The organism is Cupriavidus sp. H18C2, assembly GCF_049393795.1.
In the GTDB taxonomy this organism is placed as follows: Bacteria; Pseudomonadota; Gammaproteobacteria; order Burkholderiales; family Burkholderiaceae; genus Cupriavidus; species Cupriavidus pauculus_C.
This window is the reverse complement of record NZ_CP186010.1, coordinates 904,248-925,295: the sequence shown is the minus strand read 5'-3', so window position 1 is coordinate 925,295 and position 21,048 is coordinate 904,248. Positions and strand designations below refer to the sequence as shown.

20 protein-coding genes are annotated in these 21,048 nt (G+C 68.8%); 10 read left to right on the top strand and 10 right to left on the bottom strand.

Going from position 1 to position 21,048, the window contains the following annotated elements; all coding sequences use genetic code 11:
• Positions 1–130: 130 nt before the first annotated feature.
• The 3 genes from ilvC to EPAKOI_RS04415 all read right to left on the bottom strand — a co-directional run bounded on the left by ilvC (position 131) and on the right by EPAKOI_RS04415 (position 3,535).
• The gene (gene ilvC, locus EPAKOI_RS04425) at positions 131–1,147 is read right to left on the bottom strand and encodes a ketol-acid reductoisomerase (protein WP_124684882.1); all 1,017 of its coding nucleotides are present in this window, start codon (positions 1,145–1,147) and stop codon (positions 131–133) included.
• A 133-nt stretch (positions 1,148–1,280) separates the two neighbouring features.
• Positions 1,281–1,772, bottom strand: coding sequence for an acetolactate synthase small subunit (gene ilvN, locus EPAKOI_RS04420; protein ID WP_008643328.1), 492 nt, complete (start codon positions 1,770–1,772; stop codon positions 1,281–1,283).
• The gene (locus EPAKOI_RS04415; RefSeq protein WP_124684883.1) at positions 1,772–3,535 is read right to left on the bottom strand and encodes an acetolactate synthase 3 catalytic subunit; all 1,764 of its coding nucleotides are present in this window, start codon (positions 3,533–3,535) and stop codon (positions 1,772–1,774) included. Before EPAKOI_RS04415 ends, ilvN begins: the two co-directional genes overlap by 1 nt.
• A 385-nt stretch (positions 3,536–3,920) precedes the next feature.
• Here EPAKOI_RS04415 and EPAKOI_RS04410 point away from each other — a divergent pair, with 385 nt between their 5' ends.
• The 8 genes from EPAKOI_RS04410 to EPAKOI_RS04375 all read left to right on the top strand — a co-directional run bounded on the left by EPAKOI_RS04410 (position 3,921) and on the right by EPAKOI_RS04375 (position 10,138).
• Positions 3,921–4,487 carry an RNA polymerase sigma factor gene (locus EPAKOI_RS04410; protein WP_124684884.1) on the top strand — a complete coding sequence of 189 codons (567 nt, stop codon included), beginning with the start codon at positions 3,921–3,923 and terminating at the stop codon, positions 4,485–4,487.
• Positions 4,484–4,936 carry a DUF3619 family protein gene (locus tag EPAKOI_RS04405; protein WP_313835780.1) on the top strand — a complete coding sequence of 151 codons (453 nt, stop codon included), beginning with the start codon at positions 4,484–4,486 and terminating at the stop codon, positions 4,934–4,936. Before EPAKOI_RS04410 ends, EPAKOI_RS04405 begins: the two co-directional genes overlap by 4 nt.
• 1 nt (position 4,937) lies before the next feature.
• Positions 4,938–5,723 carry a DUF3106 domain-containing protein gene (locus EPAKOI_RS04400; protein WP_423193067.1) on the top strand — a complete coding sequence of 262 codons (786 nt, stop codon included), beginning with the start codon at positions 4,938–4,940 and terminating at the stop codon, positions 5,721–5,723.
• Positions 5,724–5,828: 105 nt separating this feature from the next.
• Positions 5,829–6,368, top strand: a complete 540-nt coding sequence (locus tag EPAKOI_RS04395; RefSeq protein ID WP_124684887.1) for an RDD family protein — start codon at positions 5,829–5,831, stop codon at positions 6,366–6,368.
• Positions 6,365–7,366 carry an esterase/lipase family protein gene (locus EPAKOI_RS04390; protein ID WP_423193066.1) on the top strand — a complete coding sequence of 334 codons (1,002 nt, stop codon included), beginning with the start codon at positions 6,365–6,367 and terminating at the stop codon, positions 7,364–7,366. Before EPAKOI_RS04395 ends, EPAKOI_RS04390 begins: the two co-directional genes overlap by 4 nt.
• A gap of 104 nt (positions 7,367–7,470) precedes the next feature.
• Positions 7,471–8,466: a UDP-2,3-diacylglucosamine diphosphatase gene (locus EPAKOI_RS04385; RefSeq protein WP_313835775.1), complete on the top strand. Its 996-nt coding sequence runs from the start codon at positions 7,471–7,473 to the stop codon at positions 8,464–8,466.
• Between the two features lie 129 nt (positions 8,467–8,595).
• Entirely contained in the window at positions 8,596–9,714 is a 1,119-nt protein-coding gene (locus EPAKOI_RS04380; protein WP_124684890.1) for a glycosyltransferase family 4 protein, read from the top strand.
• Positions 9,641–10,138 carry a diacylglycerol kinase gene (locus EPAKOI_RS04375; RefSeq protein WP_124684891.1) on the top strand — a complete coding sequence of 166 codons (498 nt, stop codon included), beginning with the start codon at positions 9,641–9,643 and terminating at the stop codon, positions 10,136–10,138. Before EPAKOI_RS04380 ends, EPAKOI_RS04375 begins: the two co-directional genes overlap by 74 nt.
• A gap of 70 nt (positions 10,139–10,208) precedes the next feature.
• On the opposite strand, the gene EPAKOI_RS04370 is transcribed toward EPAKOI_RS04375, so the two are convergent.
• From EPAKOI_RS04370 to EPAKOI_RS04340, 7 genes are all read right to left on the bottom strand, one after another.
• Complete coding sequence (locus EPAKOI_RS04370) at positions 10,209–10,793, bottom strand: TIGR00730 family Rossman fold protein (RefSeq protein ID WP_124684892.1); 585 nt, start codon at positions 10,791–10,793, stop codon at positions 10,209–10,211.
• On the bottom strand, positions 10,790–11,500 hold the full coding sequence (locus EPAKOI_RS04365; protein ID WP_313835770.1) for a TetR/AcrR family transcriptional regulator: 711 nt from the start codon (positions 11,498–11,500) through the stop codon (positions 10,790–10,792). Before EPAKOI_RS04365 ends, EPAKOI_RS04370 begins: the two co-directional genes overlap by 4 nt.
• A gap of 114 nt (positions 11,501–11,614) precedes the next feature.
• Positions 11,615–12,226, bottom strand: coding sequence for a DUF924 family protein (locus EPAKOI_RS04360; protein ID WP_423193065.1), 612 nt, complete (start codon positions 12,224–12,226; stop codon positions 11,615–11,617).
• A complete protein-coding gene (locus tag EPAKOI_RS04355) occupies positions 12,213–12,632 on the bottom strand; it encodes a group II truncated hemoglobin (RefSeq protein WP_423193064.1) in 420 nt (139 codons plus the stop codon). Before EPAKOI_RS04355 ends, EPAKOI_RS04360 begins: the two co-directional genes overlap by 14 nt.
• 2 nt (positions 12,633–12,634) lie before the next feature.
• Entirely contained in the window at positions 12,635–15,190 is a 2,556-nt protein-coding gene (locus tag EPAKOI_RS04350) for an ABC transporter permease (protein ID WP_423193063.1), read from the bottom strand.
• A 39-nt stretch (positions 15,191–15,229) separates the two neighbouring features.
• Positions 15,230–15,832 (bottom strand): DUF4126 domain-containing protein, encoded by a 603-nt coding sequence (locus EPAKOI_RS04345; RefSeq protein ID WP_313835766.1) that lies wholly within the window; start codon positions 15,830–15,832, stop codon positions 15,230–15,232.
• Positions 15,833–15,953: 121 nt separating this feature from the next.
• Positions 15,954–16,904, bottom strand: coding sequence for a LysR substrate-binding domain-containing protein (locus tag EPAKOI_RS04340; protein WP_124684898.1), 951 nt, complete (start codon positions 16,902–16,904; stop codon positions 15,954–15,956).
• A 278-nt stretch (positions 16,905–17,182) separates the two neighbouring features.
• Between EPAKOI_RS04340 and xdhA the strand changes: the two genes are divergently transcribed.
• Positions 17,183–18,679, top strand: a complete 1,497-nt coding sequence (gene xdhA / locus EPAKOI_RS04335; RefSeq protein WP_423193062.1) for a xanthine dehydrogenase small subunit — start codon at positions 17,183–17,185, stop codon at positions 18,677–18,679.
• A gap of 12 nt (positions 18,680–18,691) precedes the next feature.
• The gene (gene xdhB / locus EPAKOI_RS04330) at positions 18,692–21,046 is read left to right on the top strand and encodes a xanthine dehydrogenase molybdopterin binding subunit (RefSeq protein WP_423193061.1); all 2,355 of its coding nucleotides are present in this window, start codon (positions 18,692–18,694) and stop codon (positions 21,044–21,046) included.
• Positions 21,047–21,048: the final 2 nt, after the last annotated feature.

Sequence of the window (21,048 nt, the reverse complement as noted above, 5' to 3'; positions counted from 1 at the left end):
TAACAAAAAGCCGCCCAGTCGCCGCCGAAATGTCCCGTGCATTGCATAAGACCGGCGGCCGACTGGGCGGCCGTGGCAATCGCGGCAGGCCCGGCCGGTTGGCCAGGCGCGCCGCCGCTGCCCGTACTGCTTAGTTCTTCGACTGGTCGACCAGCTTGTTCTTGGCGATCCACGGCATCATCGCGCGCAGCTTCGCACCCACTTCCTCGATCTGGTGCTCGGCCGTCAGGCGGCGGCGCGAGATCAGCGTCGGGGCGCCGGCCTTGTTCTCCAGCAGGAAGCTCTTGGCGTACTCGCCGGTCTGGATGTCGGTCAGGCATTGCTTCATGGCCTTCTTCGTCTCTTCCGTCACGACGCGCGGGCCGGTGACGTATTCGCCATACTCGGCGTTGTTCGAGATCGAGTAGTTCATGTTGGCGATGCCGCCTTCATAGATCAGGTCGACGATCAGCTTCAGTTCGTGCAGGCACTCGAAGTAGGCCATTTCCGGCGCGTAGCCGGCTTCCACCAGCGTCTCGAAGCCGGCCTTGATCAGCTCGACGGTACCGCCGCACAGCACGGCCTGCTCGCCGAACAGGTCGGTCTCGGTTTCCTCGCGGAAGTTGGTCTCGATGATGCCGGCGCGGCCGCCGCCGTTGGCGGTGGCGTACGACAGGGCGATGTCACGGGCGGCGCCGGACTTGTTCTGGTGCACGGCGATGAGGTGCGGCACGCCGCCGCCCTGCGAGTACGTCGAGCGCACGGTGTGGCCCGGGGCCTTCGGGGCGATCATGATCACGTCCAGGTCGGCACGCGGGATCACGGCGCCGTAGTGCACGTTGAAGCCGTGGGCAAAGGCCAGCGCGGCGCCTTCCTTGATGTTGGCGTGCACTTCGTTCTTGTACACGTCGGCGATCTGCTCGTCCGGCAGCAGGATCATGACCACGTCGGCGCCCTTCACGGACTCCGCCACTTCCTTGACCTGCAGGCCGGCGTTGACGGCCTTGTTCCACGACGCGCCGCTCTTGCGCAGGCCCACCGTCACGTTCACGCCCGAATCCTTCAGGTTCAGCGCGTGGGCGTGGCCTTGCGAGCCGTAACCGATGATGGTGACATTCTTGCCCTTGATGAGGGAGAGGTCGGCGTCCTTGTCGTAAAACACTTTCATGATGGTTCCTTCAATTTCTCAGATCTTCGTATTTGGGGTGGCGGCGCAGCGACCCACGGGTGCGTGCGGGCGCCGCGCTGCTTCGGGATACTGCTGTCGGCTTGTGGCCGTGCTCTGTTGCCGGGGGCGCCGGTCAGACCTTCAGGATGCGCTCGCCGCGGCCGATGCCGGAGCCGCCCGTGCGGACGGTTTCCAGGATCGCGGTGCGGTCGATGGCATCGAGGAACGCATCCAGCTTGCCGCCGTTGCCGGTCAGCTCGATGGTGTACGTCTTTTCGGTCACGTCGATGATGCGGCCACGAAAGATGTCGGCCGTGCGCTTCATTTCCTCGCGCTCCTTGCCGACCGCGCGGACCTTGACCAGCATCAGCTCGCGCTCGATGTGCGCGCCTTCGGTCAGGTCCACCACCTTGACCACCTCCACCAGCCGGTTCAGGTGCTTCGTGATCTGTTCGATCACGTCGTCCGAGCCGGTGGTGACGATGGTCATCCGCGACAGCGACGCATCCTCGGTGGGGGCCACCGTGAGCGTCTCGATGTTGTAGCCACGGGCCGAGAACAGGCCCACCACGCGCGACAGCGCGCCAGGTTCGTTTTCCAGCAGGACCGAGATGATATGACGCATTACAGGTCCTCCACGCCGAGCAGCATTTCGGAGATGCCCTTGCCGGCCTGCACCATCGGCCACACGTTTTCCGTGGGGTCAGTCTGGAAGTCCAGGAACACGGTACGGTCCTTCAGGCGGAACGCCTCGCGCAGCGCCGGCTCGACGTCGGACGTCTTCTCGACGCGCATGCCCACGTGGCCATACGACTCCGCCAGCTTCACGAAGTCGGGCAGCGCGGTCATGTAGGAGTGCGAGTAGCGGTTGTCGTACTCGATCTCCTGCCACTGGCGCACCATGCCCAGGTAGCCGTTGTTCAGCGAGCAGATCTTGACCGGGGTGTCGTACTGCAGGCAGGTCGACAGCTCCTGGATGCACATCTGGATCGAGCCTTCGCCCGTGATCGTGACGACTTCCTTGTCCGGGAACGCCTTCTTGATGCCCATCGCGTACGGCAGGCCCACGCCCATCGTGCCCAGGCCGCCGGAGTTGATCCAGCGGCGCGGCTCGTCGAACTTGTAGAACTGCGCGGCCCACATCTGGTGCTGGCCGACGTCGGAGCAGACGAACGCGTCGCCCTTGGTCAGTTCCCAGATCTTTTCCACCACGTACTGCGGCTTGATGATCTCGGAGTTGCGGTCGTACTTCAGGCAGTCCACCGAGCGCCATTGCTCGATCTGGTCCCACCACTTCGCCAGCGCCTCGCGCTTGGGCTTGACGTCGCTGGCCTTGATCTGGGCGATCAGTTCCTGCAGCACATCCTTGACGTTGCCGACGATGGGAATGTCCACCTTGACGCGCTTCGAGATCGACGACGGGTCGATGTCGATGTGGATGATCTTGCGCGCCTGGGCCGTGAAGTGCGCCGGGTTGCCGATCACGCGGTCGTCGAAGCGGGCGCCGATGGCGATCAGCACGTCGCAGTTCTGCATGGCCATGTTGGCTTCATACGTGCCGTGCATGCCGAGCATGCCGACGAACTGCTTGTGCGTGCCCGGGAACGCGCCCAGGCCCATCAGCGTGTTGGTCACCGGGTGGCCGGTCAGCGCCGCCAGCTCGCGCAGCTCGTCGCTGGCATTGGCCAGCACCACGCCGCCGCCCGAGTAGATGTACGGGCGCTCGGCGCCCTGCAACAGCGCCACGGCCTTGCGGATCTGGCCCGAGTGGCCCTTGTTGACCGGGTTGTACGACCGCATGTCCACCGCCTTCGGGTACTCGAAGCGGCAGGCATTGCGCGACACGTCCTTCGGGATGTCCACCACCACCGGGCCGGGACGCCCCGTGGCGGCGATGAAGAACGCCTTCTTGATCGTCGCGGCCAGGTCGCGCACGTCCTTCACCAGGAAGTTGTGCTTGACGATGGGGCGCGTGATGCCGACGGTATCGCACTCCTGGAATGCGTCCTGGCCAATGGCGTGGGTCGGCACGTTGCCGGTGATCACCACCATCGGGATCGAGTCCAGGTAGGCCGTGGCGATGCCGGTCACGGCATTGGTCACGCCGGGGCCCGAGGTCACCAGGGCGACGCCGACCTTGCCGGTCGCGCGGGCATAGCCATCGGCGGCATGCACGGCGGCCTGCTCGTGGCGCACCAGGATGTGTTCGAATTTCTTTTGCTTGTGGAGCTCGTCGTAGATATAGAGCACTGCGCCGCCGGGGTAGCCCCAGACGTACTCGACGCCTTCTTCGGCAAGTGCATTGACGAGGATTTCCGCTCCGATCATTTCGCGAGCGGAGGATGAATTGCTGTCTGCGTGGGAGAATTCCGCGCTGGGCATGTTCATTTCAGTCCTTTGCAATTTTCGGCAAAAAATTGTTTGGATGCTCTCTGCCGGGCTTGTGGCTCGGGTTCAAGCGGTGCGCGTCTGCATGAGGAGACCGCCTCATAAGCGGTCTGATGAGACAACCACTGATGTCGTGAACCGCCGATGATACTGCAATGCACCAGTGCGGTAAATGAATCGCCGGAACTTTTTGCACGGCCGCACCCTGTGGGGGCAGCGGCGCTACAACGCCGGGGCGGCGGCCCGGGCCCATGTCTGCATTTGCATACAGGAGTGGCAGGAAGCGGCCGTTTTTTGCTAGCATCGCAGACATTTCCCGGCTGCCGCAGGACTGAGGCGGCACATTTGGCCTGCCCCACCACGCCCATACGCTGTTTTTGCCTGCATGGCCACCGACAAGGAACTCTCAGACTTTCTCGCCAGCGTCGAACGCCGCGCCTTCAAGCAGGCCGTTTTCGCCGTCCGTGACGACGAAGCGGCGCTGGACATCGTGCAGGACGCCATGATCAAGCTGGCGGAAAAGTACGGCGACAAGGGCCCGACGGAATTGCCGCCGCTGTTCCAGCGCATCCTGCAGAATACGATCCACGACTGGTTCCGCCGCCAGAAGGTGCGCAACACCTGGGTGACGCTGTTCTCGAACCTGCGCGACGAGCGCGACGGCGACGACAGCGACCTGCTGGACACGCTGGAGGCCGAATCGGGCACCGAAATGGCCGAAAGCAGCGCCGACAAGGTGGAGCGCGCCCAGGTCATGGCGATCATCGAACAGGAAATCCAGCGCCTGCCCACGCGTCAACGCCAGGCTTTCCTGATGCGTTACTGGGAAGATATGGACGTGGCCGAAACGGCAGCCGTGATGGGCTGTTCGGAAGGCAGCGTCAAGACGCACTGTTCCCGTGCCACGCATACGCTGGCGCAAGCCTTGCGCGCGCGGGGGGTCCGACTATGAGCAGAAACGAACGAGAAATCCAGGAACGGCGCTTTGCACGCGAGGTCCGCGTGGCACTCGATGCCTCGGCCGACGCGTTGCCGCGCGACATCGCCGAACGGCTGGCCGCCGCGCGCCGCATGGCGCTGGCCGCGAAGAAAGCCGAAGCAACCGCTCACGTCCCGCGCCTGGCGATGCCGGGCGCACCGGGCGGGTACGGCCACGACCTCGACGACGCGGACGACACGCCGCTGCACCGCGCCGGTGCGTGGCTGCGCAAGCTGGCGCTGGTCTGGACGCTCGTCGCGCTGGTCACGGGACTGGTCGGCATCTACCACTGGCAGCAGCAGAAGCGCGTCGAGGAACTGGCCGACGTGGACGCCGCGATGCTGCTGGACGACCTGCCGCCCACGGCCTACGCCGACCAGGGCTTCCACGTGTTCCTGAAGCGCGACCGCGACAATCCCTAGCATGGCGCGCGCATCTTCCCGTACCGACGTGATCCGTCGCCGGCTGGCCGCTTCCTGCGCCGCCGGCGCAACCTTTGCTGCACTTTTGTTCGGCACCGTGGCCCATGAGGCGCTCGCGCAAGGCCAGCACGATGCCGCCAGCCAGGCAGCCGCCCGGCCGATCATCAACGCCCGGCCGATGTGGAACGAGCTGTCGGCCACGCATCGCCAGATCCTGGCGCCGCTGCAGCCGCTGTGGGACACGATCCCGGAACTGAACCGCCGCAAGTGGCAGCGCATCGCCGATCTGTATCCGAAGCTCAAGCCCGAGGAACAGCAGCGGCTGCAGGAGCGCATGGCCGAGTGGGTCAAGATGACGCCCCAGCAGCGCCGCCTGGCGCGCGAGAACTACCAGATCACGCGCCAGCTGCCACCCGAGAAGAAGGCCGAGGCGTGGGACCGCTACCAGCAACTGCCTGAAGAGCAGAAGAAAAAGCTGGCCGCCGCCGAGAAAGTCCGCCGCCCCGGCGCCGTGAGCGCCCTGCCGTCGGGCAAGCGCCCGCCGGCCGATACCAGCCGCCAGATCCATCACTCGGGCAAGCACCCGGCCAGCGCCCCGGATGCCACGCCGGCGTCCTCGCCCGCCACCCAGGCCATCGCCGGCGCCTCCGCCGCCACCCCGGCGCCGATCGCCTCCGCCCCGGCCGCCTCGCCCGCGGCCGCCGCCACACCGGCCCCCGCCACACTGTCCCCGCCCGTCACGGGCGAAGCAGCCACGGATTTCAATCCGTCGGAGACGCAGCGGTAACAGGACGAGCCCCGGCCCGATGGCCGGCGTGCCCGGCGCGGCAAACCCGGCGACCATGTGCCGGGCATTTGGCATAATGGCCGCTCCCCCGACCAGCCCCGCGCCATGTCTGCCGCCACGCCCGCCGCTTCCGATCTGTCTGCTGCCGTTCCTGCTGCCGCGCCCACGCTGCGGCGCCGCCTGCTCTGCATGTTGTACGAAGGCGTGTTGCTGTTTGGCGTGCTGATGGCGGCCAGTGCGGTGCACGTGCTGGCGCGGCCGCTGCTGCGCAAGGTCGGGCTCGATCATCCCTATGCCGACCAGGCGTGGATGTTTGTCGTGCTGGGTATCTATTTCACGTGGTTCTGGCAGCGCACCGGGCAGACGCTGGCGATGCAGACCTGGCGCATCCGGCTGGTCAACGCGGCCGGGCAACCGCCACGCTGGCCACAGGCGGTGCTGCGCTATGTGCTGGCGTGGCTCTGGCTGCCGCCTGCCGCCGCCGTGGGTCATGCGATGGGGCTGACGCGGTGGCCGTTCCTGGGCGTGCTGGCGATCGCGCTGCTGCTCTGGATGTCGCTGGCGTGGCTGGATCCGCGCCGCCAGTTCCTGCATGACCGCCTGGCCGGCACCCGGCTGACCGACCTGCGCCCGCCGCGCCCATGAGCCTGTCGGCGGCCGCCCTGCGGCGCGTGGCCGTGGTCGTGCAGGCGTCTTCTGTCGCAGCGGTGGCGGCATGGCTGGCGCTGGCGCACGGCTGGTCATGGGCCGCCGCGCTGGCCGGTGGACTGGCTGCCGTGCTGGTCGGCTTCGGCATCAGCATCGCGATGGCCTTTGGCGCCACGCTGGCCGGGGTCGGCGTGCCGCGCCACGACCGCCCGTCTGTACCTGCCGATGTCCCCTCGCCCCGCCCACTCGGTGTCGGCGCCGCCCTGCGTGGCTTTCTGGCCGAATACCGCGCCGTGTTCCGGATGTTCAACTGGCTGCAGCCGTTCCGCTCGCGGCTGCGGTTCGCCGCGCCGGCGCAGCCGCTGGCCGATGCCCCGCCTGTCCTGCTGGTCCATGGCTACGGCTGCAACCACGCGATCTGGCTCGACATGGCGCCAGCGCTGGCGGACGCCGGCTATCGGTGCGAAGCGCTCGACCTGATGCCGGTGCTGGGCGACATCGACGACTACGCGCCGCAGTTGCTGGCCCGGATGCGCGATATCCAGGCGCGCACCGGCCGCGCGCCGCTGCTGGTCTGCCACAGCATGGGCGGGCTCGCCGCGCGCGCCGCGCAGGTGCTGGCCGCCCGCGCGGCGGAGCCGCCGCCCTGCGCGGGCATCGTCACGCTTGGCAGCCCGCACCATGGCTGCGCGCTGGCGCGGTTCGGCGGCGGGCGCAATGCCCGGCAGATGCGGTGGCGCAGTCCGTGGCTGGCGGCGCTGGCCGGGCTCGAAACGCCGCAGATGCGCGCGCGCATCGTCTCGGTCTTCAGCTGGCATGACTCGATTGCCGGGCCGCCCGGCACGGCGTGCCTGGATGGTGCCGGCCACATCGCGCTGGATGGCATCGGCCATGTCTCGCTGCTGCGCGACCCGCGCGCCGTGGCGGCCACGCTGGAGGCGCTGGCGATGCTGCGCCGGACGCCGGCAGCGGCCACGCCCGCCCCGCTGCGCTAACCCGCCGCCAGTGGCGCGCAAGCTTCATGTGACATTCATGTTTCCGTCACGGCTCCGTCATGCGGCGCTGGCCCAATGCAGCCATCGCCGATACCGGGGCCGCCATGGTTCAAGCCATCCGATTTGCACGCGGACGTCTGTCGAGGGTCGCGCAGCGCCTGCGCGGCAAGCCTGACACCACGCTTTCCATGACCGCCGCGTTTGCGGCCTTCATGCCCCCGCCCGCCGATCTGTCCGCCGCCCGCCACGCGCCCCTGCGCGACGCCGCCGATGCCGGCACCCGTCCCGCCGTCCCCGCCGAACCGTCCGCGCACCGCTACCGGGCGATCTGGCTGTCCGACATCCACCTGGGCACGCCGGGCTGCCAGGCCACCTACCTGCTCGACTTCCTGAAGCACAACGATTCCGACGTGCTCTACCTGGTCGGCGACATCATCGACGGCTGGCAGCTCCGCCGCGGCTGGTACTGGCCGCAGAGCCACAACGACGTGGTGCAGAAGCTGCTGCGCAAGGCGCGCAAGGGCACCGAGGTGATCTACATCCCCGGCAACCACGACGAAGGCGCGCGCCAGTTCGACGGCCTGGCCTTCGGCGACGTGACCGTGCGCGAGGACGCCGTGCACGTGACCGCCACCGGCAAGCGGCTCTGGGTGGTGCATGGCGACCTGTTCGACGGCGTGGTCCAGCATGCGAAATGGCTGGCCTACCTGGGCGACTCGGCCTACACGATGATCCTGGCGCTGAACCGGCATTTCAACCGCATCCGCGCCCGGTTGGGCTTCGACTACTGGTCGCTGTCGCAGTACCTGAAGCACCAGGTCAAGAACGCGGTCAGCTACATCAACTCGTTCGAGCACGCCATGGTCGACGAGGCGCGCCGCCGTGGCTGCGACGGCGTGGTCTGCGGCCACATCCACAAGGCCGAGATCCGCGAGGTGGACGGCCAGCTCTACTGCAACGACGGCGACTGGGTCGAAAGCCTGTCGGCGCTGGTGGAGACGATGGAGGGCGAGCTGAAGATCGTCTACTGGACGACGCTGATCGACCCGCCCGTCCCGGCCACCCGCCGGCGCCGCCGCACGGCCGAAATCGCCGCCTGACCCGACCGAGCCGGCCCCCGGGGCGCGGCCGGCCGCGGCCCGGCCCCGCGTTGGGCCCGCCCCTTCTCCGCGCCGGCTGCCGGCCCGGACCGCCATACCACTACGGCACTGCCGCCCCAAGGAGCTTCAATGAGAGTCATGATCGTTACCGACGCATGGGAACCGCAGGTCAACGGCGTGGTACGCACGCTGAAGTCGACCCGCCGCGAGCTCGAAGCCATGGGTCACACGGTGGATCTGCTCACGCCGCTGGAATTCCGCACGGTGCCGTGCCCGACCTATCCCGAGATCCGCCTGTCGATCCTGCCGTCGGCCAAGGTACGCCGGCGCATCGACGGTTTCCGCCCGGAGGCCCTGCACATCGCCACCGAAGGCCCGCTGGGCCTGGCCGCGCGCGCCTATGCCATCCGCCACCGCCTGCCGTTCACCACGGCCTACCACACGCGGTTTCCGGAGTACGTGCAGGCCCGCTTCGGTATTCCGCTGGCCTGGACCTACCGCTTCCTGCGCTGGTTCCACGGCCCGGCGCGCGCCGTGATGGCCCCGACGCCGGTCGTGCTCAAGGACCTGCAGGACTACGGCATCACGCACGGCGTGCTCTGGACGCGCGGCGTGGACCTGGACGTCTTTACCGCGCAGCGGGCCAACGTTTTAAACACCGCCCATCCGATCTTCCTGTACGTGGGCCGCGTGGCCGTGGAAAAGAACGTCGAGGCGTTCCTGCAGCTTGACCTGCCCGGCTCAAAATGGATCGTGGGCGACGGCCCGGCGCTGGCCGGGCTCAAGCAGCGCTATCCGACGGCCAACTACCTGGGCGTGCTGAAACAGCCAGATCTGGCAAAGGTGTATGCTTCGGCAGACGTTTTCGTGTTTCCGAGCAAGACCGACACGTTCGGCCTGGTCCTGCTGGAAGCGCTGGCCAGCGGCCTGCCCGTGGCGGCGTATCCGGTGACGGGTCCGATCGACGTACTAGGCGACAGCCCGGCCGGCGTGATGCACGAAGACCTGCGCGAAGCCTGCCTGGAAGCGCTGCGCATCGACCGCGCCACCGCGCGCCAGCACGCCGAGAAGTTCTCGTGGCGCGCCGCTTCCGAACAGTTCCTTGCGCATCTGCGTCCGCTGCCTGGCGCGGCGGGCGGATCCGACAACCCGGCATCTACCGTCGCACCCGATCATGGCCAAGCCCCAACCCACGCTACCGCCCGATCCGTCGCTGCACCGGCCGACCGCCACCCGGGTGGCGGCTGAAGTGGAATCCGAATACTCGATCGCCAACAATCCCCACAAGGGCAACCGCGGGCTGACGCGCGCTTGGCACGCGGCCATCAATTCGCTGTCGGGGCTGCGCTACGCGGTGCTCGAAGAGAGCGCGTTCCGCCAGGAACTGACGCTGGTGGTCATCCTCACGCCGTGCGCGTTCCTGCTGCCGGTGACGATCGTGGAACGCGTGCTGCTGCTGGGCACGCTGCTGCTGGTGCTGATCGTGGAGCTGCTCAATTCGAGCGTCGAGGCGGCGATCGACCGGATCTCGCTGGAACGCCACAGCCTGTCCAAGCGCGCCAAGGACTTCGGCAGCGCCGCCGTGATGCTGGCGCTGATCCTGTGCGGCGGCACATGGATCGCCATCGGCGGCCCGCCGGTGGTGCGGTGGATCGGGGGGTGGTGGGGATAAGGGAACGGCTGGGGTGCTCCCCTCTCCCGCCGGCGGGAGAAGGGAGAAAACCTTCGGCCAAGTCAAACGTTCAGGTCTTCTCCCGCCCGGCCTGCCACTTGTCCACACGCACGCGCGGTGCGGCGGCCAGTTGGGCGAGCAGGTCGGCGGGCGACGTCGAGACGTGGAGCATGTCGGCGTGCGCCTGCTTCAGAAAGCCCTCGCCCACGGCGTGGTTCAGGAACGCGAGCATGCCGTCGTAGAAGCCCGCCACGTTCAGCAGCCCCACGGGCTTGTCGTGGTAGCCAAGCTGGGCCCATGTGAACGTCTCGAACAGTTCCTCGAAGGTCCCCACGCCGCCGGGCATGGCGATGAACGCGTCGGCGCGGTCCGCCATCATCTGCTTGCGCTCGTGCATGTTGCGCACGACGTGGAGCTCGGTCAGGCCGCGATGGCCCACTTCCTTCTGCATCAGCGCGTCCGGAATGATGCCGATGGCCTTGCCGCCCGCAGCCATCACGCTGTCCGCCACGACACCCATCAGCCCCACCTTGCCACCGCCGTAGACCAGCGCCAGACCGCGTTCGGCCATGGCCTGGCCCAGCGCCTGCGCCATCGCCGCATACTCGGGCCGGAAGCCGGGGCTGGACCCGCAATAGACGCAGACCGATTTCACTTGCGCTCCTTTTCGGCGCGGGCGGCGTCGGCGGCGGCCTTCTGGGCCGCGTACTCGCGCGCCAGCTGGTCGAACGCCTCGCGCGCCTTGCCGCGCAGGTACGGCGCCAGGATCGAGAAAATGTGATAGCTGGACCCGTGCAGGTAGCCGCGGATCTGCTCGGGATCGTTGTACTGGCGCGGGTGCTGCACGAACTGGAACGACAGCCAGTAGGTAGCGATCACGACGATGTTGGTGCAGACCGCGTCCACCTGCTCGGGCGTGGCCTCCATGTCGCCGTCCTCCTGGAACTGGCGGCAGATCTCCATCGCAAAGCGCTTCTTCTGGTCGACGATGCGCTTGAAGTTGGTCTCCAGCATCCGGTTGCGCGCCAGCAGGTCGTTGATGTCGCGGTACAGGAAGCGGTAGTTCCACAGGAACTCCGACATGTACTGCAGGTAGCCCCAGCTCTCGCCCAGCGTGGCCTTGTGGTCCTCCGGCATCTTCAGGCGGCGCTCCATCTCCTGCTCGAAGCGCACGAAGATGGAATTGATGATGTCGTCCTTGTTGCGGAAGTGGTAGTAGAGGTTGCCAGGGCTGATTTCCATGGCCTCCGCGATGGTCGTCGTGGTGACGTTCGGCTCGCCCAGCTCGTTGAACAGGCGCAGCGACACATCGAGGATGCGGTCTCGGGTACGGCGCGGACCGGCTTGCGGTTTGGCTTCCATGGGATATCGGAAAGACTTTCGATCGGCAGGATTGGGATTATAAGCACACCGGGCGGCCCGCCCCCGCCGGGCGGCGTGCACGGCAAAGGACGGTCGCCCGGCCGTGCCCGGCGGCTAGAACCGCGATCCCGGCTGCTCCAGGAAGGCCAGTTCCTCGGCGGTGCCGGCGCGGCCCAGCACGGCGTTGCGATGCGGGAACCGGCCGAAGCGCGCGACGATATCGCGGTGCTTGATCGCCCACTCGACCACGTCGACCTGGCCGCCGGTCTCGTCGCGCAGCGCTTCGAACGCGCGCACGGAGACGTCCTGCTCGGCCAGCGACTCGGCGTGTTCGAATGGCAGGTAGCAGAACATCCGATGCCACGGCGTGGGGAGCTGGCGGTCCCAGCCGTCGGCCAGCATGCGCCGGGCCAGCGCCAGCGCCTGGCCGTCGGTGGCAAAGCTGCGGGCGTCGCCGCGGAACATGTTGCGCGGGAACTGGTCCAGCAGCACCACGCGCGCGCAGGCGCCGGCCGGGGTGACCGACCAGTCGTCCGCCGTGCCGTCGTGGGCGGCCTGCCAGGCCGGCAGGAAACGCTCGCGGATGTCGGCGTCGAAGGCGTCGGACTTGGTGAACCACTCGCGCCGCGACGTATTCCACGCGGGCGATCCCGGCAGCCCGAACCAGAAGTCGAGCACCGCGCGCGCGGCGGGGGGCACGGTGTCGCGGGGGTCAGCGCTGGACATTGCGCATCCAGTCGGCGGTCTGGAACAGCGCCTGCATCAGGCGCATCTGCACGTCCTCGGGCAGGCCCACGTCCTGCATCGCCAGCGCCATGCAGCGCATCCACTGGTCGCGCTCGCTGGTGCCGATCTCGAACGGCAGGTGGCGGGCGCGCAGGCGCGGGTGGCCAAAGCGCTCGATAAAGTAGTTCGGGCCGCCCAGCCAGCCGCAGAGGAACCAGAACAGCTTGTCGCGCGAGCCGTCCAGCGATGCCGGGTGCAGCGCGCGCAGCCCCGCAAACTCGGCCTCCAGGTCCATCAGGTCGTAGAAACGGTCGACCAGCTCGCGCACGCGCGCCTCGCCGCCGATCAGCTCGTAGGCGGTGATCTCCTCGCGCTTCTCGCCGGGCTCTTCGATATTCGTCACCATCTTCAGTTCACATCCCGCAGCGTGGCCAGCGCCGGCTGCCGCAGCACTTCGCGCAGGCCCAGCCAGCCGCCGGCAAAAGCGCACAGCATGCCAGAAACCACGCCCACCGGCACGATCCAGCCGTTGAAGCGGTACGGAAAGTCGAACACGAACTGCGACAGCCCCCAGCCCACGGCAATGGCGCCCAGGCTGGCCAGGAAGCCGGCCAGCCCGCCCACCACCAGGAACTCGGCGTACTGCGTCTGCCGGACCAGCGCCGCCGGGGCGCCCAGCGCCTTGAGCAGGCCCGCGTCGCGCTTGCGCTCGTCGCGCGCGCCGGACAGCGCCGCGTACAGCACGGTCACGCCGGCCAGCAGCGTGAAGACGAACAGGAACTCCACGGCGGCAATCACCTGGTCCAGCACGTTCTGGATCTGGCGCAGGATCAGGTCGGTATTGACCACGGTGATGTTCGGGAACGTGGCCGTCAGCCGGTTGCCGAGCGCCGCCTGCTCGGGCGGCAGGTGGAACGACGTGATGTACGTCTCCGGCAGCCCCTGCATCTTGGCCACGGGCAGGATGACGAAGAAGTTGACACGCATCGAGCCCCATTCGAGCTTGCGCAGCGACGTCACCGGCGCCTCGACGATCTGCCCGGCCACGTCGAAGCGCAGCGTATCGCCCAGCCGGATATGCAGGGTCTTGGCGATGCCCTCCTCCACCGACGCGCCGCCGTCCCACTTGCCGGCCACCACCTCGTTGCCGTCCGGCACCGTATCCATGTACGACAGGTTGAACTCGCGCTCGACCAGGTTGCGAGCGCGGCCATCGGGGTAGTCGGTGGCCTGCACCGGCCGGTCGCCGATCTGGATCAGCCGGCCGCGCACCATCGGGAACAGCAGGTCGTCGACCCCGCTCCGGGCCAGCATCTGGCGCAGCGGCTCGCGCTGGTCGGGCTGGATGTTGATGATGAACCGGTTGGGCGCGTCGGCCGGCGTGGCGTTGCGCCAGGAATCGATCAGGTCATTGCGCGTCATGCCCAGCAGCAGCAGCGCCATCAGCCCCACGGCCAGTGCCACGGTCTGCAGCACGGTCACGCCGCGGCGCCGTTCCAGCACCGCCAGCGCAAAGCGCCAGCCCACGCTGCCCCGCGCGCGGCCGCGCATGGTGCGCGACAGCGCCATCAGCAACGCCAGCGCCAGCAGCGCGAACACCACGCCGGCGCCCACGAAGCCGCCCGCCGTGGTCAGGCCCAGCTTCAGGTCGCGCGCGGCCACCATCAGCAGCGCCACGAACGCGCCCAGGCCCAGCGCGTAGGCCGTCCAGGCCGATACCGGCGGCAGCCCGATGTCCCGCCGCAGCACGCGCAGCGGCGCGATCCGCGTCAGCGCCAGCAGCGGGGGCAGCGCAAAGCCCACCAGCAGCACCAGCCCGGCCGCCACGCCCACCAGCGCCGGCACGGCCGACGGATGCGGCAGCGACACCTGCAGGATGCCGCCCAGCGACGCCAGCAGCCCGTAGTGCGCCGCGTAGCCCAGCGCCACGCCCACCAGCGCGCCGGCCAGCCCCAGCATCACGAACTCGATGCCGAACGCGGCCAGGATCTGCCCGCGCGACAGCCCCAGGCACTTGTAGACCGCCGTGGCGTCGGTGTGGCGCTGCATGTAGCGCCGCGCGGACATGGCAATGGCCACCGCGGCGATCATCGACGACAGCACCGCCACCAGCGACAGGAATCGCTCGGCCCGGTCCAGCGTGGCGCGCATCTGCGGCTGGCCCGATTCCAGCGATTCCACGCGCGTATTGCGCAGGTGGCGCCGCTCGATCTCGGCCGTTGCCCACTTGCGGTACGCCTCGCCGGGCGCGTCGGGGCCGGCCACCAGCAGGCGGTAGGTCACGCGGCTGCCCCAGCCGATCAGCCTGGTGGCCTCCAGGTCGGCCATCGGCAGCAGCACGCGCGGCGCGAAGTTCATGAAGCCGGCGCCGCGATCGAGTTCCTGCGTGATGATCCGGTCGATGCGGAACGTCTTGCTGCCCAGTTGCAGGCCGTCGCCGACGCGCAGGCCCAGCGCGATCAGCAGCGCCTCGTCCACCCAGACCGTGCCGGGCGCCGGGATGCCCTCGGCGTTGGCTTCGGGCCCGCCGGGCGCCTGCGCCACCTTGAGCCGGCCGCGCAGCGGGTAGCCGTCAGAGGCGGCCTTCAGCGCGGCCAGCTGGCTCGGCGCGTCGCCCTGCGCCGGGGCGCCCTGGGCACGCGCCGTGGCCATGCTCGGGAAGGTCACCGTCTGCGCCACCTGCAGGCCGTCGCGCCGGGCGCGGTCGGCAAAGGCGGCATCGAACGGCTGGTCGGAGATCAGCAACACATCGGCGGCGATCATCTGCCGCGCGTCGCGCTCCAGCCCCAGCCGCATGCGGTCGGCCAGAAAGCCCACGCTGGTCAGCGCGGCCACGGCCAGCACCAGTGCAAACAGCAGCAGCGTCAGTTCGCCGGCCAGCCAGTCGCGGCGGGCCATGCGCATGGCCTGGCGCCAGGCCGAGAATCGATGGGGGTGGGCTTCGGTTGGGGAGGCAGTCGACATGTCCGGCTGGCGGGTTGGCAGGCAGTTTGGGGGTGGCAATCAGGGACGATGGGGCGGATGGTCGGGCTTGCCGCGCAGGCTGGCGTGCAGCCGCCGCGCGCCGCGCCAGAGCCGGGGCACGAGCCAGGCGGCGACGATCAGGAACAGTACCAGCAGCACCAGGAACACGACCGGCAGGAAGAACGCCAGCAGCAGGCCGCCCATCGTGCCGACATCCTCGGTGAATGAGGCCACCCAGTTCGAGAAAGGTTCGGGCGACACGTTGATCAGCGCCCGCGTGCCGGCCTTGGCCGCGTGGGCGGTGCCGGCCAGCGTGCCGCCGATCAGGCCGGCGGCCACGGTCCACTGGGGGTCCATGTGGCCAAAGGCGGCGGCCGCCAGGATGGCGCCGGCGGGAATCCGGATGAAGGTCTGGATGCCGTCCCAGGCGGTGTCGAAGCCGGGCACCTTGTCGGCCACGAATTCGGCCATGGTCAGCGCGGCGGCCACCCCGATCACCCACCAGGACGACAGCACCTGCAGCCCGGACGGCAGGTCGAGCCAGCCCAGGCGGGCCAGCACGCCGGCCGTCAGCACGGCCAGGTAGAGGCGCAGGCCGCTGGCCCAGGACATGCCGGCGGCCAGCGCGGCGGTTTCCAGCATGGCAGCTCCCTCGCGTTACGGCGCGTTCAACGTCCGGTGAGTGTAACGCCAGCGGCCGGTGCGGGCGCGGGCCGGACGGCGCCGATATCGAAGTGGATCATGCGCCATACCGGGCGCAGCCTCAGGTAGCCGGCGCCGACTCCAGGCGGGGTAGCTGCGGCAGGTCCGACGCCACCTCGGCAATCATCCGGCGCAGCCACATCACGTCCGGCGCGGCGTGGCAGCGCTCGTGCCAGAGCTGGTAGAAGCGCATGCGCGGGAACGTGACCGGCGACGGCACCATGCGGATCGGCAGGTACTGCGCGTAGTGGGCGGCAAACTGGCGGCCCGTGGTGAACACCATGTCGGTCTTCATCAGCACGTACGGCACCAGCCCGAAATACGGCAGCGTGACCTGGATATTGCGCTTGTAGCCCTGCTCGGCCAGCGCCTGGTCGATCATGCTGCGCTGCATCGACGCATACGGCGCCGGCGCCAGGTGCGGCATTTCCAGGTAGTGGCGCAGCGTCAGGCCGTGGCGCGCCAGCGGGTGCTGGGCGCCGAGCATGCAGACCACCTCGTCGTCGAACAGCGGCGAGATGTGCAGGTGCTCGGGCGGTGACAGCCAGTTGCCGACCACGATATCCAGATGGCCCTGCTCCAGCGCGTCCAGAAAGTCGGTCGACTGGGTCATCGGATGCACGAACAGCTTGGCGCCCGGCGCCAGCCGGCGCACGCGCTCGACGATGTTGGGCAGGAAGAAGGCGTCCAGGTAGTCCGGCGCGCCCAGGTGGAACGTGCGCGTGGTAGTGGCCGGGTCGAACTGCTGCGGCGGCCGGGCGATGCGGTCCATCGCCGCCAGGCTCTGCTCGGCCAGCAGCAGCAGTTCCCGGCCGCGCTCGGTCGGCACCATGCCGCTCTTGCCGCGCACCAGGATGGCGTCGCCGGTGATCTCGCGCAGCCGCTTGAGCGTATTGCTGATGGCCGGCTGCGACTGGCCAAGCCGGACGGCGGTGCGGGTCACGCTCTGCTCGGTGAGCAGGGTGTGCAGTACCCGCAGCAAATAGGTATCGAGATGGTCGCGTCCGTGCATGGCAGGTGCCGCCCCGCTCTTCTGGGTGGCGTGGGTGGCGTGGGGGAAGGGAACGGCGCATAGTGTAAGACAGCCACCCCTGATACGGTCAAATACGGCGCCGCGTGCCGATGCACTACGGGAAGACCCGGAGATGCCCCGCCAGGCCGCCCCGGGGCAGGGATGGCGGCGCCGCGCCGGCCATTGGCGCGCGCCTTGATGGGGCATATCACCTGGGCCAAATATTGCAGGAAAAGACCCGGTGCTATGTTTCCGCCATCCCCGAAAGAGAGAAGATCATGGAGACGCAAACGATCCGCTTCTACCACCGCGGCCAGGTGCAGGAAGTGTCCGACGCCCCGGTGACCCGCACCGTGCTGCAGTACCTGCGCGAGGACGTGCGCTGCACCGGCACCAAGGAAGGCTGCGCCGAAGGCGACTGCGGCGCCTGCACGGTCGTGCTGGGCGAGCTCAAGCCGGACGGCGACGTCGAGTTCAAGGCCGTCAACGCCTGCATCCAGTTCCTGCCCACGCTGGACGGCAAGGCGCTCGTCACGGTGGAAGACCTGCGCCAGGCCGACGGCACGCTGCACCCGGTGCAGGAGGCGATGGTCGAATGCCACGGCTCGCAATGCGGCTTCTGCACGCCGGGCTTCGTGATGTCGCTCTGGGCGCTGTACCAGCAGCACACCCCGGGCGCCGCGCCGCCGGCCCGCCAGGAAATCTGCGACGCGCTGACCGGCAACCTGTGCCGCTGCACCGGCTACCGGCCCATCGTCGACGCCGGCCAGCGCATGATGGCCCTGCCCGCCCCGGCCGCCAGCCGCCTGAACCCGAAGCAGATTGCCGACACGCTGCGCAGCCTCAGGCGCGGCGAGACATTCCACTACAGCGCGCGCGGCCAGCATTTCTACGCGCCGCGCACGTCGGCCGAATTTGGCGCGATCAAGGCGGCCGAGCCCGGCATCCGCATCCTGGCCGGCAGCACCGACGTCGGCCTGTGGGTTACCAAGCAGTTCCGCGAGCTGGGCAACCTGCTCTACGTCGGCCAGGTGGAAGACCTGAACACCGTGGCCGAGCGCGACGGCTACGTCGAGATCGGCGCGGCCGTGACGCTGGAAAAGGCGTACGCCGCGCTCAATGCCGCCCATCCCGAGCTGGAGGAGCTGTGGAAGCGCTTTGCCTCGCTGCCGATCCGCAACGCGGGCACGCTGGGTGGCAACGTGGCCAACGGGTCCCCCATCGGCGATTCGATGCCGGCGCTGATCGCGCTGGGTACCGAGGTGGTGCTGCAGCACGGCGACGTGCGCCGCACGCTGCCGCTGGAGGACCTGTACCTGGCCTACCAGAAGACGGCCATGGCCGAGGGCGAGTTCGTCGCCGGGCTGCGCGTGCCGGTGAAGGGGCCGGGCCATTTCCGGACCTACAAGCTGTCCAAGCGTTTCGACGAGGACATCTCGGCCGTCTGCGCCGCCTTTGGCATCAGCGTCGATGACGGCATGGTGACCCACGCCCGCATCGCGTTCGGCGGCATGGCCGCCACGCCCCGGCGGGCCGCGCAGGCCGAGGCCGCGCTGGTCGGCCAGCCGTGGACCGAGGCCACCGCGCGGGCCGCGATGGCCGCGCTGGGCCAGGACTACACGCCGCTGACCGACATGCGCGCCACCGCCGCCTATCGCGCGCGCGGCGCCGCCAACCTGCTCTACCGCTTCTGGCTGGAAACCCGCGATGGCGCGCTGCCCGCCGCCATGGTCAATGTCCGCGCCCTCGGCGCCGGCGAAACGGTCAGCGCGTAAGGAACGCCCGCCATGAACAAGCAAACCGAACCCTTCCTGCTCGACGCCAGCGTGGCCGCGGAGTCCACGCCCCAGGTGGGCATCTCGCGCCCGCACGAATCGGCCCACCTGCACGTAGCCGGCACCGCCACCTATACCGACGACATTCCCGAACTGGCCGGCACGCTCCACGCGGCGCTGGGCATGAGCGCCAAGGCCCATGCGCGGCTGAAGTCCGTGGGGCTCGACCGCGTGCGCAAGGCGCCCGGCGTGGTGGCCGTGCTGACCGTCGACGACATCCCGGGCGTCAACGACTGCGGCCCGATCATCCACGACGACCCGATCCTGGCCAGGGACGTGGTGCAGTTCGTCGGCCAGCCGATCTTCGTGGTCGTGGCCACGTCGCACGACGCCGCACGCCGCGCCGCCCGCCTGGCCGACATCGACTACGAGGACCTGCCTCCGGTGCTGACGCCCGAGGCGGCCCATGCCGCCGGCAGCTACGTGCTGCCGCCGATGCACCTGACGCGCGGCGAGCCCGCCCGGCAACTGGCGGCGGCCACCCATCGCGACAGCGGCCACATCCGCCTGGGCGGCCAGGAACAGTTCTACCTGGAAGGCCAGATCGCCTATGCCGCCCCGCGCGAGAACGACGGCATGCACGTCTGGTGCTCGACCCAGCACCCGACCGAGATGCAGCACGCCGTGGCGCACATGCTGGGCTGGCACGCCCACCAGGTGCTGGTGGAATGCCGCCGCATGGGCGGGGGCTTCGGCGGCAAGGAATCGCAGTCGGCCATGTTCGCCTGCTGCGCGGCGCTGGCCGCCTGGAAGCTGCTGTGCCCGGTCAAGCTGCGTCCGGACCGCGACGACGACATGATGATCACCGGCAAGCGCCACGACTTCACGTTCGACTTCGATGTCGGCCACGACGACGAGGGCCGGCTGGAGGCCGTGCGCGTGGAGATGGTGTCGCGCGCGGGTTTCTCCGCCGACCTGTCCGGCCCGGTCATGACCCGCGCCATCTGCCACTTCGACAACGCCTACTGGCTGCCGCACGTGCAGATCGACGGCTACTGCGGCAAGACCAACACGCAGAGCAACACGGCGTTCCGGGGCTTTGGCGGCCCGCAGGGCGCGTTCGCGGTGGAGTACATCCTGGACAACGTGGCGCGCAACATCGGCAAGGATTCGCTGGACGTGCGCCGCGCCAACTTCTACGGCAAGGGCGAGCGCAACGTCACGCCGTACGGCCAGACCGTGGAGGACAACGTCATCCACGAGCTGATCGACGAACTGGTGGCGTCGTCGGGCTACCAGGCCCGCCGCGCGGCCACCCGCGCGTTCAACGCAAAGAGCCCGGTGCTGAAAAAGGGCATCGCGATCACGCCGGTCAAGTTCGGCATCTCGTTCAACGTGGCGCACTACAACCAGGCCGGCGCGCTGGTGCACGTCTACAACGACGGGTCGGTGCTGGTGAACCACGGCGGCACCGAGATGGGCCAGGGGCTGAACACCAAGGTGGCGATGGTGGTGGCGCACGAGCTGGGCATCCGCATGGAGCGCGTGCGCGTGACGGCCACCGATACCAGCAAGGTGGCCAACACGTCGGCCACGGCCGCGTCCACCGGCGCCGACCTGAACGGCAAGGCCGCCCAGGACGCCGCGCGCCAGATCCGCGAGCGGCTGGCCGACTTTGCCGCGCGCAAGGCCGGCGTGACGCCCGCCGACATCCGCTTCAACGACGACCTGGTGATTGCCGGCGAGCTGCGGCTGCCGTTCAACGAACTGGTGCGCGAGGCCTACATCGCCCGCGTGCAGCTCTGGTCGGACGGCTTCTACACCACGCCCAAGCTGTACTGGGACCAGAAGGCGCTGCACGGCCGGCCGTTCTACTACTACGCCTACGGCGCCGCGTGCTCGGAGGTGATCGTCGACACGCTGACCGGCGAATGGAAGCTGCTGCGCGCCGACGCGCTGCACGACGCCGGCAAGTCGCTGAACCCGGCCATCGACATCGGCCAGGTGGAAGGCGCGTTCGTGCAGGGCATGGGCTGGCTGACCACCGAGGAACTGTGGTGGAACCCGAACGGCAAGCTGATGACCCACGCGCCGTCGACCTACAAGATCCCGACGATCAACGACGTGCCCGAGGGCTTTCACGTGCGGCTGTTCCAGAACGCCAACGTCGAGGACAGCATCCACCGCTCGAAGGCCGTGGGCGAGCCGCCGCTGTTGCTGCCGTTCTCGGTGTTCTTCGCCATCCGCGACGCCGTCGCGGCCGTGGGCGACTACCGGGTCAACCCGCCGCTGCGCGCCCCGGCCACCAGCGAAGCCATCCTGGACGCCGTGGAGGCCGTGCAGGCCGCCGCCGGCGTGCCGGCCTGACG

What these genes read in the sequence shown, in the direction of transcription:
- EPAKOI_RS04360 (WP_423193065.1), bottom strand. Translation starts at nt 12,226, where the DNA reads ATGTCCAGCGCTGACCCCCGCGACACCGTGCCCCCCGCCGCGCGCGCG.
- EPAKOI_RS04410 (WP_124684884.1), top strand. Translation starts at nt 3,921, where the DNA reads ATGGCCACCGACAAGGAACTCTCAGACTTTCTCGCCAGCGTCGAACGC.
- ilvC (WP_124684882.1), bottom strand. Translation starts at nt 1,147, where the DNA reads ATGAAAGTGTTTTACGACAAGGACGCCGACCTCTCCCTCATCAAGGGC.
- EPAKOI_RS04380 (WP_124684890.1), top strand. Translation starts at nt 8,596, where the DNA reads ATGAGAGTCATGATCGTTACCGACGCATGGGAACCGCAGGTCAACGGC.
- EPAKOI_RS04395 (WP_124684887.1), top strand. Translation starts at nt 5,829, where the DNA reads ATGTCTGCCGCCACGCCCGCCGCTTCCGATCTGTCTGCTGCCGTTCCT.
- xdhB (WP_423193061.1), top strand. Translation starts at nt 18,692, where the DNA reads ATGAACAAGCAAACCGAACCCTTCCTGCTCGACGCCAGCGTGGCCGCG.
- EPAKOI_RS04385 (WP_313835775.1), top strand. Translation starts at nt 7,471, where the DNA reads ATGGTTCAAGCCATCCGATTTGCACGCGGACGTCTGTCGAGGGTCGCG.
- EPAKOI_RS04400 (WP_423193067.1), top strand. Translation starts at nt 4,938, where the DNA reads ATGGCGCGCGCATCTTCCCGTACCGACGTGATCCGTCGCCGGCTGGCC.
- EPAKOI_RS04415 (WP_124684883.1), bottom strand. Translation starts at nt 3,535, where the DNA reads ATGAACATGCCCAGCGCGGAATTCTCCCACGCAGACAGCAATTCATCC.
- EPAKOI_RS04390 (WP_423193066.1), top strand. Translation starts at nt 6,365, where the DNA reads ATGAGCCTGTCGGCGGCCGCCCTGCGGCGCGTGGCCGTGGTCGTGCAG.
- EPAKOI_RS04375 (WP_124684891.1), top strand. Translation starts at nt 9,641, where the DNA reads ATGGCCAAGCCCCAACCCACGCTACCGCCCGATCCGTCGCTGCACCGG.
- EPAKOI_RS04405 (WP_313835780.1), top strand. Translation starts at nt 4,484, where the DNA reads ATGAGCAGAAACGAACGAGAAATCCAGGAACGGCGCTTTGCACGCGAG.
- ilvN (WP_008643328.1), bottom strand. Translation starts at nt 1,772, where the DNA reads ATGCGTCATATCATCTCGGTCCTGCTGGAAAACGAACCTGGCGCGCTG.
- EPAKOI_RS04340 (WP_124684898.1), bottom strand. Translation starts at nt 16,904, where the DNA reads ATGCACGGACGCGACCATCTCGATACCTATTTGCTGCGGGTACTGCAC.
- EPAKOI_RS04345 (WP_313835766.1), bottom strand. Translation starts at nt 15,832, where the DNA reads ATGCTGGAAACCGCCGCGCTGGCCGCCGGCATGTCCTGGGCCAGCGGC.
- EPAKOI_RS04365 (WP_313835770.1), bottom strand. Translation starts at nt 11,500, where the DNA reads ATGGAAGCCAAACCGCAAGCCGGTCCGCGCCGTACCCGAGACCGCATC.
- EPAKOI_RS04355 (WP_423193064.1), bottom strand. Translation starts at nt 12,632, where the DNA reads ATGGTGACGAATATCGAAGAGCCCGGCGAGAAGCGCGAGGAGATCACC.
- EPAKOI_RS04350 (WP_423193063.1), bottom strand. Translation starts at nt 15,190, where the DNA reads ATGTCGACTGCCTCCCCAACCGAAGCCCACCCCCATCGATTCTCGGCC.
- xdhA (WP_423193062.1), top strand. Translation starts at nt 17,183, where the DNA reads ATGGAGACGCAAACGATCCGCTTCTACCACCGCGGCCAGGTGCAGGAA.